This is a genomic window from Halarcobacter sp. (assembly GCF_963676935.1).
GTDB lineage: Bacteria > Campylobacterota > Campylobacteria > Campylobacterales > Arcobacteraceae > Halarcobacter.
The window spans coordinates 2,815,166-2,827,945 of the sequence record NZ_OY781470.1 but is presented as its reverse complement, the minus strand read 5'-3'; the positions used below and the strand labels follow the sequence as shown (position 1 = coordinate 2,827,945).

The 12,780-nt window shown below is 30.1% G+C and carries 12 protein-coding genes; 8 read left to right on the top strand and 4 right to left on the bottom strand.

Features of this window, described 5'->3' with window-relative positions; translation table 11 throughout:
- The first annotated feature begins 12 nt into the window (after nt 1–12).
- Together ACKU4C_RS13750 and nuoN are read left to right on the top strand one after the other, a co-directional pair.
- The gene (locus tag ACKU4C_RS13750; RefSeq protein WP_321312931.1) at nt 13–1,545 is read left to right on the top strand and encodes an NADH-quinone oxidoreductase subunit M; all 1,533 of its coding nucleotides are present in this window, start codon (nt 13–15) and stop codon (nt 1,543–1,545) included.
- Nucleotides 1,538–3,025, top strand: a complete 1,488-nt coding sequence (gene nuoN, locus ACKU4C_RS13745; RefSeq protein ID WP_321312928.1) for an NADH-quinone oxidoreductase subunit NuoN — start codon at nt 1,538–1,540, stop codon at nt 3,023–3,025. The genes ACKU4C_RS13750 and nuoN overlap by 8 nt, the downstream gene beginning before the upstream one ends.
- Nucleotides 3,026–3,046: 21 nt before the next feature.
- Here nuoN and ACKU4C_RS13740 read toward each other — a convergent pair whose 3' ends face one another.
- Nucleotides 3,047–3,649, bottom strand: a complete 603-nt coding sequence (locus tag ACKU4C_RS13740; protein ID WP_321312926.1) for an NAD(P)H-dependent oxidoreductase — start codon at nt 3,647–3,649, stop codon at nt 3,047–3,049.
- Nucleotides 3,650–3,847: 198 nt separating this feature from the next.
- On the opposite strand from ACKU4C_RS13740, the gene ACKU4C_RS13735 reads away from it, so the two are divergent.
- Genes ACKU4C_RS13735 through ACKU4C_RS13710 form a run of 6 tightly spaced genes read left to right on the top strand, consistent with a single transcriptional unit; the run spans nt 3,848 to nt 10,428 of the window.
- The gene (locus ACKU4C_RS13735) at nt 3,848–4,714 is read left to right on the top strand and encodes an MqnA/MqnD/SBP family protein (RefSeq protein ID WP_321315886.1); all 867 of its coding nucleotides are present in this window, start codon (nt 3,848–3,850) and stop codon (nt 4,712–4,714) included.
- On the top strand, nt 4,711–5,484 hold the full coding sequence (locus ACKU4C_RS13730) for a UDP-N-acetylmuramate dehydrogenase (protein WP_321312925.1): 774 nt from the start codon (nt 4,711–4,713) through the stop codon (nt 5,482–5,484). The genes ACKU4C_RS13735 and ACKU4C_RS13730 overlap by 4 nt, the downstream gene beginning before the upstream one ends.
- Nucleotides 5,485–5,538: 54 nt before the next feature.
- The gene (gene topA, locus ACKU4C_RS13725; RefSeq protein ID WP_321312922.1) at nt 5,539–7,890 is read left to right on the top strand and encodes a type I DNA topoisomerase; all 2,352 of its coding nucleotides are present in this window, start codon (nt 5,539–5,541) and stop codon (nt 7,888–7,890) included.
- Nucleotides 7,891–8,406: a YfcE family phosphodiesterase gene (locus ACKU4C_RS13720; protein WP_321312921.1), complete on the top strand. Its 516-nt coding sequence runs from the start codon at nt 7,891–7,893 to the stop codon at nt 8,404–8,406.
- The gene (locus ACKU4C_RS13715) at nt 8,393–9,253 is read left to right on the top strand and encodes a biotin synthase (RefSeq protein WP_321312919.1); all 861 of its coding nucleotides are present in this window, start codon (nt 8,393–8,395) and stop codon (nt 9,251–9,253) included. The genes ACKU4C_RS13720 and ACKU4C_RS13715 overlap by 14 nt, the downstream gene beginning before the upstream one ends.
- A gap of 11 nt (nt 9,254–9,264) precedes the next feature.
- Nucleotides 9,265–10,428 carry a cation:proton antiporter gene (locus ACKU4C_RS13710; RefSeq protein WP_321312917.1) on the top strand — a complete coding sequence of 388 codons (1,164 nt, stop codon included), beginning with the start codon at nt 9,265–9,267 and terminating at the stop codon, nt 10,426–10,428.
- Here ACKU4C_RS13710 and ACKU4C_RS13705 read toward each other — a convergent pair whose 3' ends face one another.
- From ACKU4C_RS13705 to eno, 3 genes are read right to left on the bottom strand one after another with little or no spacing between them, the layout of a single operon-like run.
- A complete protein-coding gene (locus ACKU4C_RS13705) occupies nt 10,429–11,112 on the bottom strand; it encodes an AMIN domain-containing protein (RefSeq protein WP_321312915.1) in 684 nt (227 codons plus the stop codon).
- The gene (locus ACKU4C_RS13700; RefSeq protein WP_321312913.1) at nt 11,109–11,351 is read right to left on the bottom strand and encodes a septum formation initiator family protein; all 243 of its coding nucleotides are present in this window, start codon (nt 11,349–11,351) and stop codon (nt 11,109–11,111) included. Before ACKU4C_RS13700 ends, ACKU4C_RS13705 begins: the two co-directional genes overlap by 4 nt.
- A gap of 3 nt (nt 11,352–11,354) precedes the next feature.
- Nucleotides 11,355–12,629, bottom strand: a complete 1,275-nt coding sequence (gene eno / locus ACKU4C_RS13695) for a phosphopyruvate hydratase (RefSeq protein ID WP_321312911.1) — start codon at nt 12,627–12,629, stop codon at nt 11,355–11,357.
- Between the last annotated feature and the right edge of the window lie 151 nt (nt 12,630–12,780).

Below are 12,780 nucleotides of genomic sequence, written 5' to 3'. Positions count from 1 at the left end.
GGGGTTAGATAGATGGAACATATTTTATCAATTTTAATATTTTTTCCAGCATTTGCAGCATTTATAGGATTTTTAGTTAAAAATGATTCTATTAGAATGTATGCGATTTTAGTAACTGCAATTGAGTTTGTATTAACTGTTTTATTATGGTCAAACTTTGATACAAATATTGCAGATATGCAGTTTACTGAGATGATCCCTATAATTGAAAGTTATGGAATTAACTATTTAGTAGGAATAGATGGTATCTCTTTATTTTTGGTTATTATGACAACATTTATGACAATGATTGCTGTAATTGGATTAACTGAAAAAAGAAACCTAAAACATATGATTATCACTATTTTATTTTTAGAGATGACTATGGTTGGTGTATTTGTTGCTTTAGATGCAATTATCTTTTATTTATTCTGGGAATTATCACTTGTACCTATGCTTTATATAATAGGAGCTTGGGGTGGTCAGCTTAGAATCTATGCGGCAATCAAATTTTTCTTATATACATTCTTAGGTTCACTTGTGATGTTAGTTGGTATGTTATATCTTGGATATGTTTATTACCAAACAACAGGACACTGGAGCTTTAGTATTATGGATTGGAATATGCTTGTATTGCCTTTCGATATGCAATTATGGCTTTTTATTGCCTTTTTTGCAGGTTTTGCAATCAAAGTTCCAATGTTTCCATTCCATACATGGCTTCCATATGCTCACGGTCAGGCACCAACAATAGGTTCTGTAATCCTTGCAGCTGTATTGCTTAAAATGGGTACATATGGATTTGTAAGATTTTCACTTCCACTTTTCCCTGATGCCTCAGTTTACTTTACAATACCAATGGCTATCTTAGCTTTAATTGCTATTGTTTACACAGCAATGGTTGCTTATGCACAAGAGGATATGAAACAAGTAATTGCATACTCATCAGTATCTCATATGGGTGTTATTATACTTGGTATTTTTGCACTAAATGTTGAAGGTATTGGTGGTTCAATCTTCTTAATGATTTCACATGGTGTAGTATCAGGAGCACTGTTCATGTTAGTTGGGGTTATTTATGATAGACGTCATACTAAGATGATAAAAGAGTTTGGTGGATTAGCTAGCGTGATGCCAAAATATGCAACAATCTTTGGAATTATGCTTATGGCATCTGTTGGTCTTCCACTTACAATTGGATTTGTTGGGGAGTTTTTATCTTTATTAGGATTTTTTAAAGTATCTCCTGTATTAACAATTATCGCAGGACTTACAATTATCCTTGGAGCTGTTTATATGCTTGTGATGTACAAAAAATCTTTCTTTGGACCAATTACAAATGAAGAGAATAAAAAACTTGAAGATATCAAAGGTAGAGAGATTGCAGCACTTGTACCATTAGTTGCATTGGTTATTATCTTAGGGGTTTATCCAAAACCTATATTAAAACCTGTTGATAAATCAGTTTCTCAACTTGTAGAGATTATGCAAATAAAAGCAGTAAATCAAACAACAAAGACTAGACTCTTAGAGTCTAATAGCATTGGGGAGGTGAAAAATGACTAGTGTTATCCCACCAGTAGCAATTGATTTTGCTAGTTTAAATTTTACTACAATTGTACCAATGCTTATGGCAATAGTTGGTGCTTTAGTTATTCTTTGTGTTGATTTAGTAAATAAAAAACTTGATAAGTCACTTTATGTGATGTTAACTGTATTATTCCTTTTTGTAGACTTAGGTACATTAATTGGTTACTCAGGAAATGTTAGAGGTTTCTTTGATCTGTTATTAGTTGATGGTATTGCAATTTTATCTCAGGCTATTATTGTATTTGCTTCGATTTTATTTATTTTAACTGCAATGAATAAATTAAGATTCCAAGAGTATAGATATCCAGAATATTTTGCTTTATATTTATTTGTTGTAGCTGGTTTCCAATTTATGGTAAGTTCAGATTCATTGATTCTTATTTTTGTTGGACTTGAAACTGCATCAATGGCTTTATATACACTAATTGCAATGCATAATAGAAAAAATGCAATTGAAGCAGCAATTAAATACTTTACAATGGGTGCATTAGCAACGGCATTTTTTGCATTTGGGTCTATGTTATTTTATGCAGTTACAGGTACAGTTGAACTGGGACAAATCTCTGAGGTTTTAACTGAATCAAATTTTGAAAACTATCCTGTAATCTTACTTGGAGTTGTTTTCTTACTAGGTGCACTTGGGTTTAAACTTTCATTGGTACCATATCATACTTGGGTTGCAGATGTTTATGAAGGGTCAACTGCTTCTCTAGCAGGATTTTTATCTGTTGTTCCCAAAATAGCTGGTTTTGTTGTAGCTTTAAGATTTTTTGAAATCTTTGTTGCAAGTGGAGATATGTTTGTAGAGATTATCCTTTATGCAACGGTAGTTTTAACTATGACTATTCCAAATATTATAGCTTTAGTTCAAACAGATATAAAAAGAATGTTAGCTTATTCATCTATTTCTAATGCAGGTTTTGCAATGGGAGCAATTTTAATAGGAACTACACAAGCTACAAATGCTTTATTCTTATATTGGATTATGTTCTTTATTACAAACCTTGGTGGATTTACAATGTTATGGTTAAATAGAAACAAAGATTATAGCTTTGCAAGTGACCATTCCCTTGAAAAATATTCTGGAATTATTAAAACTTCACCATTTACAGCTACTATGATGGGACTATTTTTCTTATCTTTAGCTGGTGTACCTCCATTTTCTTTATTTTGGGGGAAAATGTATTTAATAGGAAGTGCTGTAAATGCCGGATATATTATTCTTGCACTTATTATGGCAATTAACTCTGCAATAGCAGCATACTATTATTTAAAACCAATAGTATATATCTTCTTAAAAGAGCCAGTTGAAGATGGTGTAAAATGTATGGTTAATGCAACAGGACCAATTAAAACAGTTATTGGTTTTTGTGCTATTGTAACTATACTTTCTATCTTTTTAGTAGAACCACTACTTAATGTGATTTCATATTATGTACAAATCTCAGGTTACTAGGATTTTTTCCTAGTAGCTGAGTTAAGAAGCTTTTTGATTAATTGAGGCTATAAGTCTATAAGCCATCTGTTTTAATCTTGACTCATAATTTTCTAACAAATTCTCTTTTGGTGTTAATGCAACCCAATCAATAACTCTTGCCCCAATAGATGCTGAGGTGTGTTCCATATATAGTTTTGAAGTATAAAAACTATGATTCATAAAATATTTTGTAGTGTTAAGATTTATAAGAATAGAGTTTTTAGAAAAATATCCTCTTCTTGGTTTAGCTTCAACTTGACCATAAGGCCAATAGTAGTATGCAACTAACCTTTCGGAAAACTTCTCATGTATTTTATTTCTTTCAAATAAGGAGTTTCTATCTGCTAAGATAACATAAGCATCAGATTTTTCTATCTTATCAATCAAATCACTCATCTCATCTTTTATGACACATTTAATTGGGTTTTCACCCTTTTTTTGAGTACAGCATCTACATTGAGTACATTTTGCAATTTTATATTGATTTATAGTTAGTATATTAGTATCTATATTAATTGAATTAAAGTATTGATCTAAATAATTAATTATTGTATTTATCTCACTATGGTACTGTTCTGAACAATCTATAAATGTAATATTCATGAGAAGCTCCAATTAATAAATGAATATTCATATATTAACATAAAAAAATTACAATTTGAAGACTTTTATTAAAAAATATACTCTAGAATTACTTTTCTAAACATTTTTTATTTATAAATTTAAAATTTCGTAAAACAATTAAATCTAAAAGTAATCCACTTCTTGATACAATCCAAGTACAAAAAATTTTAAGGATATATTTTGAAGACTATTAGTGTTGCACACTCTCCTGATGCTGATGATATCTTTATGTATTATGCAATTAAGTTTGGATGGGTTACACCAAAAGATGCAGTATTTGAAAATATTGCAGATGATATTGAAACTTTGAACCAAGCTACATTAAAAGGTGAGTATGATATTTGTGCTATCTCATTTGCACTTTATCCTTTTGTAAAAGAAGATTACGCTTTATTGAAAACTGCAGTCTCTTTTGGAGAGGGATATGGTCCAAAACTTATTAAGAAAAAAGATAAGAAATTAAAAAGAAATTTTAAAGTAGCTCTTAGTGGTGAGTTTACAACAAATGCTTTATTGTTTAGAATAGCTTATCCAGAAGCTAGAATTACTTACATGAATTTTCTTGATATTGAAAAAGCTGTATTAGATGGTGAAATTGATGCAGGTGTATTAATCCATGAATCTATTTTAACTTATGATGAAGAGTTAGAAGTAGAACGTGAGATTTGGGATATTTGGGTTGAACTTAGTGGAGGAGATTTACCTCTTCCTTTAGGTGGAATGTGTATTAGAAGATCTCTTCCTTTACATAGTGCTATTGATTATGAAAATACTTTAATAAAAGCAGTTGATGTAGCAAATAAAAATAGAAAAGTATTAGCTCCTATGCTTTTAGAAAAAGGTCTAATAAGAGTAGATGCCAATACACTAGATAACTATTTAGACCTTTATGCTAATGATAATTCTGTAATGCTTAGTGAAGTTCAATATAAGGCTTTAGATAAATTATATGAATTGGGTTATCAAAATGGTTTTTATGAAAGCCTTGTAAAAGCACAAGATTTTTTAATCCCTAGTGAATATGAGGAATTAAGAGCAAAGTGAGTTTTAAGCAAATAGATTTTTCAAGATACTCTTCAATAAAAATTGGACCAAAGGTTGAGGTTAAAGTGATTGAAGAGATAGGTGATTATAGTGAGTACCAAATAATAGGTCGTGCAAATAATCTTTTAATATCTAATAATCCTCCAAAGTTTGCAATTTTAGGTGAAGCCTTTGATTATATCAAACAAGAAGATGATAAACTATATGTTGGATGTGCTACAAGTTCAGGGAAACTTCTAACTTATGCAAGAAAGAATAATATTGCAAATTTAGAGTTTATAGCAAAACTTCCAGGAAATCTTGGTGGACTTGTAAAAATGAATGCGGGATTAAAAACTTGGGAAATCTTTAATTATATAAATAAAATAAAAACTAAAGATGGATATGTAAAAAAAGAGGATATAAATTATTCATATAGAGATACAAAACTTGATACAATAGTTTATGAAGTTGTATTTAATATAGAGTATGGTTTTTGCAAAGATAAGTTAAAAGAGTTTAATAAAATGAGAGATAATCAACCACAAGTTCCTAGTGCAGGGAGTTGCTTTAAAAATCCTAAAGGGAATTTTGCTGGAAGATTGATTCAAGAGGTTGGTTTAAAAGGTTTTAGAAAAGGTGATATGGCATTTAGTAATGTACATTCTAATTTCTTAGTGAATTTGGGAAATGGGAAATATGAAGATGCTATTTATCTTATAAATGAAGCAAAAAAAAGAGTAAAAAAAAGTTTTAATATAGATTTAGAGGAAGAGATTATAATTTTTTAGTTTTAAAATATTTATGTTAGAATTCGAGATTTAAAAAATTAAGGGTATGTATTAGTGAAAAATTTAGTAATAGTGGAGTCACCAGCAAAAGCAAAAACAATTTCAAAGTTTTTAGGAAAAGACTATAAAGTTATGGCCTCAATGGGACATGTAAGAGACTTACCTAAATCAAAGTTAGGGTTTGATCCTGAAAATAATTTTGAACCAAAATATCTTATCTCAACAGATAAGAAAAAAGTTATAAGTGATTTAAAAAAAGAGATTACTAAAGATACTACAATCTACCTAGCGGCCGATGAGGACCGAGAGGGAGAAGCTATTGCTTGGCATCTTATCCCTGCGCTTAAAATTGAAAAAAACCCTATAAAAAGAATTGTTTTCCACGAAATCACTAAAGGTGCAATTTTAGAGGCTATTAATAACCCAAGAGAAGTTGATCAACACTTAGTTGATGCTCAACAAGCAAGAAGAATTCTTGACAGAGCAGTTGGTTATGAGCTTTCACCTTTATTATGGAAAAAGGTTAGATATGGACTTAGTGCTGGAAGAGTTCAATCTGTTGCTGTTAAAATAATTGTTGATAGAGAAAATGAGATTAGGGAATTCGTTCCTGAAGAGTTTTGGAAAATCAAAGCTGATTTTATAAATCCTGAGTTGAAATCTGAATTAGCAAAAATTGATGGAAAAGCAAAAAAAGTAAAAAATGAGCAAGAAGCAAAAGAGATTGAAACTTCTATAAATCAAGGTAAATTTGAACTTTTTGATATTGAAGAAAAAGAGAGCAACAGAAACCCAGCAGCACCTTTTACAACATCTACATTACAACAAGAAGCAAGTAGAAAACTTGGATTATCTGTTAGACAAACTATGGTTATAGCTCAACAACTTTATGAAGGAAATGTTGGGAATATACCAAACCATACAGGTGGTTTGATAACTTATATGAGAACAGATTCCTTAAATCTTTCAAAAGTTGCTACAAGTGCCGCAAAAGAAGTTATTGAAAATGAATATGGGAAAGAGTATGCTTTAGCTAAACCTAGAGTTTATCGTTCTAAAGCAAAAGGAGCACAAGAAGCTCACGAAGCAATTCGTCCAGTAAATATGGCACTTAAACCAAGTGATATTAAATCTTATGTTGAACCAGCTCAATTTAAACTTTATAGTCTTATTTGGAAAAGAACACTAGCAACTCAAATGGCACCTGCAAAAATAGCTAATACTACATATAAAATAAGTGCAGGAAAAGATAAAGAGTATGAGTTTCAATCAAAGGGTCAAAGAATAATTTTCCCAGGATTCATGAAAGCTTATACTGAAGGTAGTGATAATCCAGAAGCAGTTTTAGATAGTAGTGAAAAGATTTTGCCAACTATTAAAGTAGGAACAGTTTTAGATTTAGAAAAATTAGATTTAGAACAAAACTTTACAAAGCCACCTGCAAGATATACAGAAGCTAGTTTAGTTAAAAAATTGGAGAGTGAAGGGATAGGAAGACCATCTACTTATGCTCCAACTATTTCAACTATTCAACAAAGAGAATATGTAACAAAAACTGAAGATAAAAAATTAGCTCCAACTCCAACAGGAGAGATTGTAAATAGCTTTTTAGTTGATCATTTCCCACATATTGTAGATTTAGGTTTTACAGCAAAAGTTGAAGAAGACTTTGATGAGATTGCAGAGGGGAAAATTGCTTGGCAACAAGTTATGCAACATTTTTATGGGGATTTCAAAAAAACTATTAATGAAAAAGAAGAGAGTGTAAATAAAGAGGACTATCTTCAAATAAGAGAGATAGGAACAGATCCTAAGTCTGGGAAACCAATTAGTGCAAGAGTTGGAAGATTTGGTCCCTTTGTTCAAATAGGTACAAAAGATGATGAGGAAAAACCACAGTTTGTTGCGATTCCTGACCATCTAAATATGGATACTATTACACTTGATGAAGCATTGTTTTTATTTACCCTGCCAAGAGTTGTGGGACAAACGCAAGAGGGTGAAGATATAAAAGCAAATATTGGAAGATTTGGTCCATATTTACAAGTTAAAACAAAGTTTTATTCTTTAAAACAAGATGATCCTTATACAATTGAACTTCCAAGGGCTTTAGAAGTGATAAAAGAGATTGATGAAGCAAAAGCAAAAGCTTTAATAAAAGAGTTCCCTGAAGAAAAAATCCAAGTTTTAATAGGTCAATATGGACCATATATAAAACAAGGAAGAAAAAACTTCAAAATACCAAAAAGTGTTGAAGCTGAAGATTTAACTTTAGAGCAGACTTTAGAGATAATTGCGAAAGATCCAAAGTCTAAAACAGCAGCAAAAAAAACAGCAGCTAAGAAAACAACAACAAAAAGAACGACAAGAAAAAAGTCAGCAGTAAAAACAACTACAAAGAAATAGATGAAAGTAGGAATTTTATCAGATAGTCACTATAAAAGTGACTATACTAAAGAGGTTATAAACCTTTTAAAAGAAAACCAAGCAGAATACTTAATTCATGCTGGTGATTTATGTAAAGAAGAGAACTTAAAACATTTAGAAGAATCAGGATTAACTTATGTTTGTGTATTTGGGAATAATGATTTTTCTTTGATTGAGTTATCTTCTAAATACAATATCAAGCAAGAACCTTATTATTTTAAGATTAAAGATACTAGTTTCAAACTTATGCATTTGCCTTTTTATTTAACAGGTGATACAGATATAGTAATTTATGGACATACACATATTTTTGAAACTGATTATAAAAATGGAACACTATTTTTAAACCCAGGAGAAGTGTGTGCTAGAGAGAAACCTTTAGTTGAGTGTATCTTGTTAGATATTAATGAAAATGAGTATATAATCCACTATTACTCAAAAGATATAAATGAAAATAAATTTTTAAAAGAAGAGATTAAATATGAGCGTAAATGATAAAAATAAAGATATTTTTTTATGTGCTATTTGTAATATAGAAAGTGGTACATGTAATGAAGACTGTAAATTTTGTACACAAAGTGTAAAGTATAAAGCAGATATTCAAAGATATAAACAAAAAGAGATAGAACAAATTGTTGAAGAAGCAAAAAGAGCAAGAGAAAACAATGCAAATGGATTTTGTCTTGTAACAGCAGGTAAAGGTCTTACTGACAAAAGATTAAAATTTGTTTGTGAAGCAGCACGTGCAGTTAAAAAAGAGAATCTGGGTTTAATTTTAATTGCCTGTAATGGTACAGCAAGTGTTGAGCAACTTCAAACATTAAAAGAAGCTGGAGTTGATGCATATAATCATAACTTAGAGACAGCACAAGATTTTTATTCAGAGATTGTTACAACTCATACATGGGAAGAGCGATATCAAACATGTAAAAATGTAAAAGAGGTTGGATTAAGATTAGTATGTGGGGGAATCTTTGGTTTAGGTGAAACTCAAGAACAAAGAGTTTCGATGCTTGAATCTATTGCCTCTTTAGAACCTATGAATGTACCTTTAAACTTTTTTATTCATAATCCAGCTTTACCTATTAAAGCTAGTACAATTAGTAGAGAAGAGGCTTTTGACTTAATTAAATTAGCTAGAAAAATGGTTCCAAATGCAATGAAAATAATGGTTGCAGGTGGAAGAGAACTTATGTTTGGTGAAGAACAATATAAAATCTTTGAAAATGGAGCAAATGCTTTTGTTATTGGTGATTATTTAACAACAGCTGGTAAATCTGCTAAAGAAGATATGGATGAACTTGAAAAATTAGGTTTTAAAATAACAAGAGAAAGAAACTAAGGTAGAGTAAGATGAGTGAAGAAATACTGATTATTATCTCAATATCATTAATTATTTTTCTTTCTCCACTTGTCTCTCGTGTATTAAAACTTCCTACTATTACTGTTGAGATAATTTTAGGTGCTATTGCTGCATATTTTGCATTTATAGTTGAACATTCTATCTTAGAACTTGTTGCAGAGCTAGGTTTTTTATATTTGATGTTTTTAGCAGGTTTAGAAGTAGATTTAAAAAAATTGATTAATATTTCAGGCGATTTACTTAGAAGATCAATTTTTTATAATGTGATTCTTTTCTCTTTAGCTACGGCAATAACTTTTTATTTTGAACTTGGAAAAATATTTATTGTTGTTTTACCTTTGATTTCAATAGGATTATTGGCTGCACTAAAAAAAGAGTATGGGGATGTTGAATGGATTAAACTCTCTATTACAGTAGGTCTTATAGGTGAAATAGTATCGATTTTTGCATTAACAACTGTTTCAGCAGCTTTAGAATTTGGTTTAAATTTTGAATTTTATAAAACTATGGCTTTATTCATTTTCTTTTTAATATTTATGCTTTTTGTATATAAATTGTTTCATAATGCAATTTGGTGGTATCCTGAGATTAAAGCTGTATTAATGCCAGAAAAAGACAATCAAGAACAAGATATTAGAGTTTCTATGGCTATATTCTTTTTAATGATTACAGTTATGATGTATCTACATTTAGAGGTTGCTTTTGGAGCATTTATTGCAGGAACTTTTATTACTACATTTTTCGAAGAACATAATAAACAATTACCTCATAAGTTAGAACACTTTGGTTTTGGTTGGTTAGTACCAATATTTTTTATTTATGTTGGTTCTTCCTTTGAGATTGAGTCTTTATTACATGATGGTTTAGTAAAACATGCTATTTTAATTGCTCTTGCAATGATTCTTATAAGAATAGTAGCTTCAACACTATTTATTAAAACAATTGGTTGGAATAGATTTTATATGATAGGTCTTTCTCATTCTATGCCATTGACTCTATTAATTGCCGTAGCAACTTTAGCATATCATAATCATTCAATTACACAATACTATTATTATGCGTTTATTTTAGCTTCAATTATTGAGGTTTTATTTGTAATGATAGCGATAAGATTATTATCTCACTTTGTTAAGCTTGATAATAATCTAAAATAGTTATTCGTAAAGTTTTATAACACTAACTTTTTCATTATCGTAAGTTACTTCATAATCATCTGGAGTACTTGCAAGTTCAATTACAATTCTAAAAAAGTTTTCATCTTTGTGATTTCCTACAGCTATTTTAGGAAAATTTGTAGATTTTAATTCATCTCTTACTGTATAGAAATTTTCTTTTGCATTAAAATCAAGAACAACTTTTTTCTCACCTGGAAGAGTTATTTTTTTGCTAACAGAGTATTTTGAAAAAATATCAATTCTATCATTATCATATTCAATTTTTACAAAAGGAAGAAGTTGTTTTTCATTTACAACATCAAGTCTTGGTTTTACATAAACCACTTGTTCAACTTGTTTTGGTTGTTCGACAATAACCTCTTTAGCAATATTTTTTGCTTTCTTTTCAGTCTCTTTTTGTGCCTTTTTAATCATTTTTTGTACTTTTTCTTCTGTTAAAGCAGGTACTTTAGGTTTCTCCTCTTCAGGCTTATTCATTTTCTCGTACATCTCATTTACGTATTGTTGCTCTTGTTGAAACTCTACTGCATAATCCTCTTCAACTTCGTTCATCTCAATAATTCTTGCTGCTTCTTCTTCATAAGCATTTGTTGCTTCAAAAGGATTTTCTCTAGCAATTAAGCTAACAGATAGTACTAATAGTAGTGTAAATAAGTTTTTCATTCTTCAGGCTCCAAATTTTTAAGTTCAAAATACTCTTTTTGAAGATAAGCATTTTCCTCTTGCAATCTTTTTATTTCACTTTTAAGATATGCTTTTTTGTGCTTTAGAGAACTATATACCTCTAAAGAATTATCTCCAAAAAGAATATTAGAAACATGATAACCAAGAAAAATCGTTACAGCAATAGAAAATATTGCTAATAACGAGAATTTCTTAATTGTATGCTTTTTTTCTTTCATAAATTATTTAGAAAAAGGTTGTTTCCCTAAATATTCAGCATAACCAATCTCTGCACCAATCTCTAAAAGTCTGTTGTATTTTGCGATTCTATCACTTCTAGCTGTTGAACCAGTTTTGATTTGACCGCAGTTTAATGCAACAGCAAAGTCTGCAATAAATGCATCTTCAGATTCACCTGATCTGTGAGACATTACGCAGTTGTAGTTGTTTCTTTGTGCAAGTCTAATTGTAAGCATAGTTTCACTAACTGATCCAATTTGGTTTGGTTTAATTAAAATCGAGTTTCCAATACCTTTTTGAATTCCTTCATTTAAGATATTTGCATTTGTAACAAATAAATCATCACCAACTAATTGAACTTTTGAACCAAGTCTATCAGTTAAAATTTTCCATCCATCCCAATCATCTTCTGAAAGACCATCTTCAATAGAAACAATAGGGTATTTAGTACATAAATCTTCATAATAAGAAACAAGTTCTTCAGAAGTTAAAACTCTACCTTCACCTTTAAGTTCATATTTACCATCTTCAGTTGTAAGTTCTGATGCTGCAACATCAAGTGCAATTGCAATTTGCTCACCAGCTTTATATCCAGCTTTTTCAACAGCTTCTAAAATAACTTGGATAGGTTCTTCGTTTGATTTTAAGTTTGGAGCAAATCCACCCTCATCACCAACTGCTGTAGATTCACCCATACCATCAATAACTTTTTTTAGATTTTGATAAATCTCAGAAACAGCTCTTAATCCATCATTGAAGTTTTCAAATCCAACTGGCATAACCATATATTCTTGGAAATCAACAGAGTTATTTGCATGCTCTCCACCATTAATAATATTAAACATAGGAACAGGCATAGTCATAGCATTCGCTCCACCTAAATATCTATATAATGGAATATCTAAAGATGTAGCAGCGGCACGTGCAACTGCCATAGATACACCTAAAACTGCATTAGCACCTAAATTTGAATAATTTTGTGTACCATCAATATCTTTCATAGTCGCATCAATCTCTGCTTGATTGTATGGACTTAAACCTAATAATTCATCTGCAATAGTTGTGTTAACATTTTCAACAGCTTTTAGAACACCTTTACCTAAAAATCTATCATCACCATCTCTTAATTCTAAAGCTTCTCTTTTACCAGTACTTGCTCCACTAGGAACTATAGCACTCGCTTTTGTACCATCACTTAATATAACAGTTGCTCTAACTGTTGGATTACCTCTTGAATCTAATACTTCATCCGCGTAAACATTATCAATAAATACCATCTCAGGTCTCCTATTTTTGATTAAATCACAATATTATACTTAATTTTTTATTTTTTGTTGCTTTATGAAGAATAATATAATTAAAGATTAGATTTTGTGTAAAAAAGTTTGAAAATTATAGCTTAAAATGGTAGAGTTAAGAAGTTGAAAC

Coding starts and splice junctions, on each gene's coding strand:
- eno (WP_321312911.1), bottom strand. CDS start 12,629: ATGGTATTTATTGATAATGTTTACGCGGATGAAGTATTAGATTCAAGA.
- ACKU4C_RS13750 (WP_321312931.1), top strand. CDS start 13: ATGGAACATATTTTATCAATTTTAATATTTTTTCCAGCATTTGCAGCA.
- ACKU4C_RS13710 (WP_321312917.1), top strand. CDS start 9,265: ATGAGTGAAGAAATACTGATTATTATCTCAATATCATTAATTATTTTT.
- ACKU4C_RS13700 (WP_321312913.1), bottom strand. CDS start 11,351: ATGAAAGAAAAAAAGCATACAATTAAGAAATTCTCGTTATTAGCAATA.
- ACKU4C_RS13720 (WP_321312921.1), top strand. CDS start 7,891: ATGAAAGTAGGAATTTTATCAGATAGTCACTATAAAAGTGACTATACT.
- ACKU4C_RS13715 (WP_321312919.1), top strand. CDS start 8,393: ATGAGCGTAAATGATAAAAATAAAGATATTTTTTTATGTGCTATTTGT.
- ACKU4C_RS13740 (WP_321312926.1), bottom strand. CDS start 3,649: ATGAATATTACATTTATAGATTGTTCAGAACAGTACCATAGTGAGATA.
- nuoN (WP_321312928.1), top strand. CDS start 1,538: ATGACTAGTGTTATCCCACCAGTAGCAATTGATTTTGCTAGTTTAAAT.
- ACKU4C_RS13705 (WP_321312915.1), bottom strand. CDS start 11,112: ATGAAAAACTTATTTACACTACTATTAGTACTATCTGTTAGCTTAATT.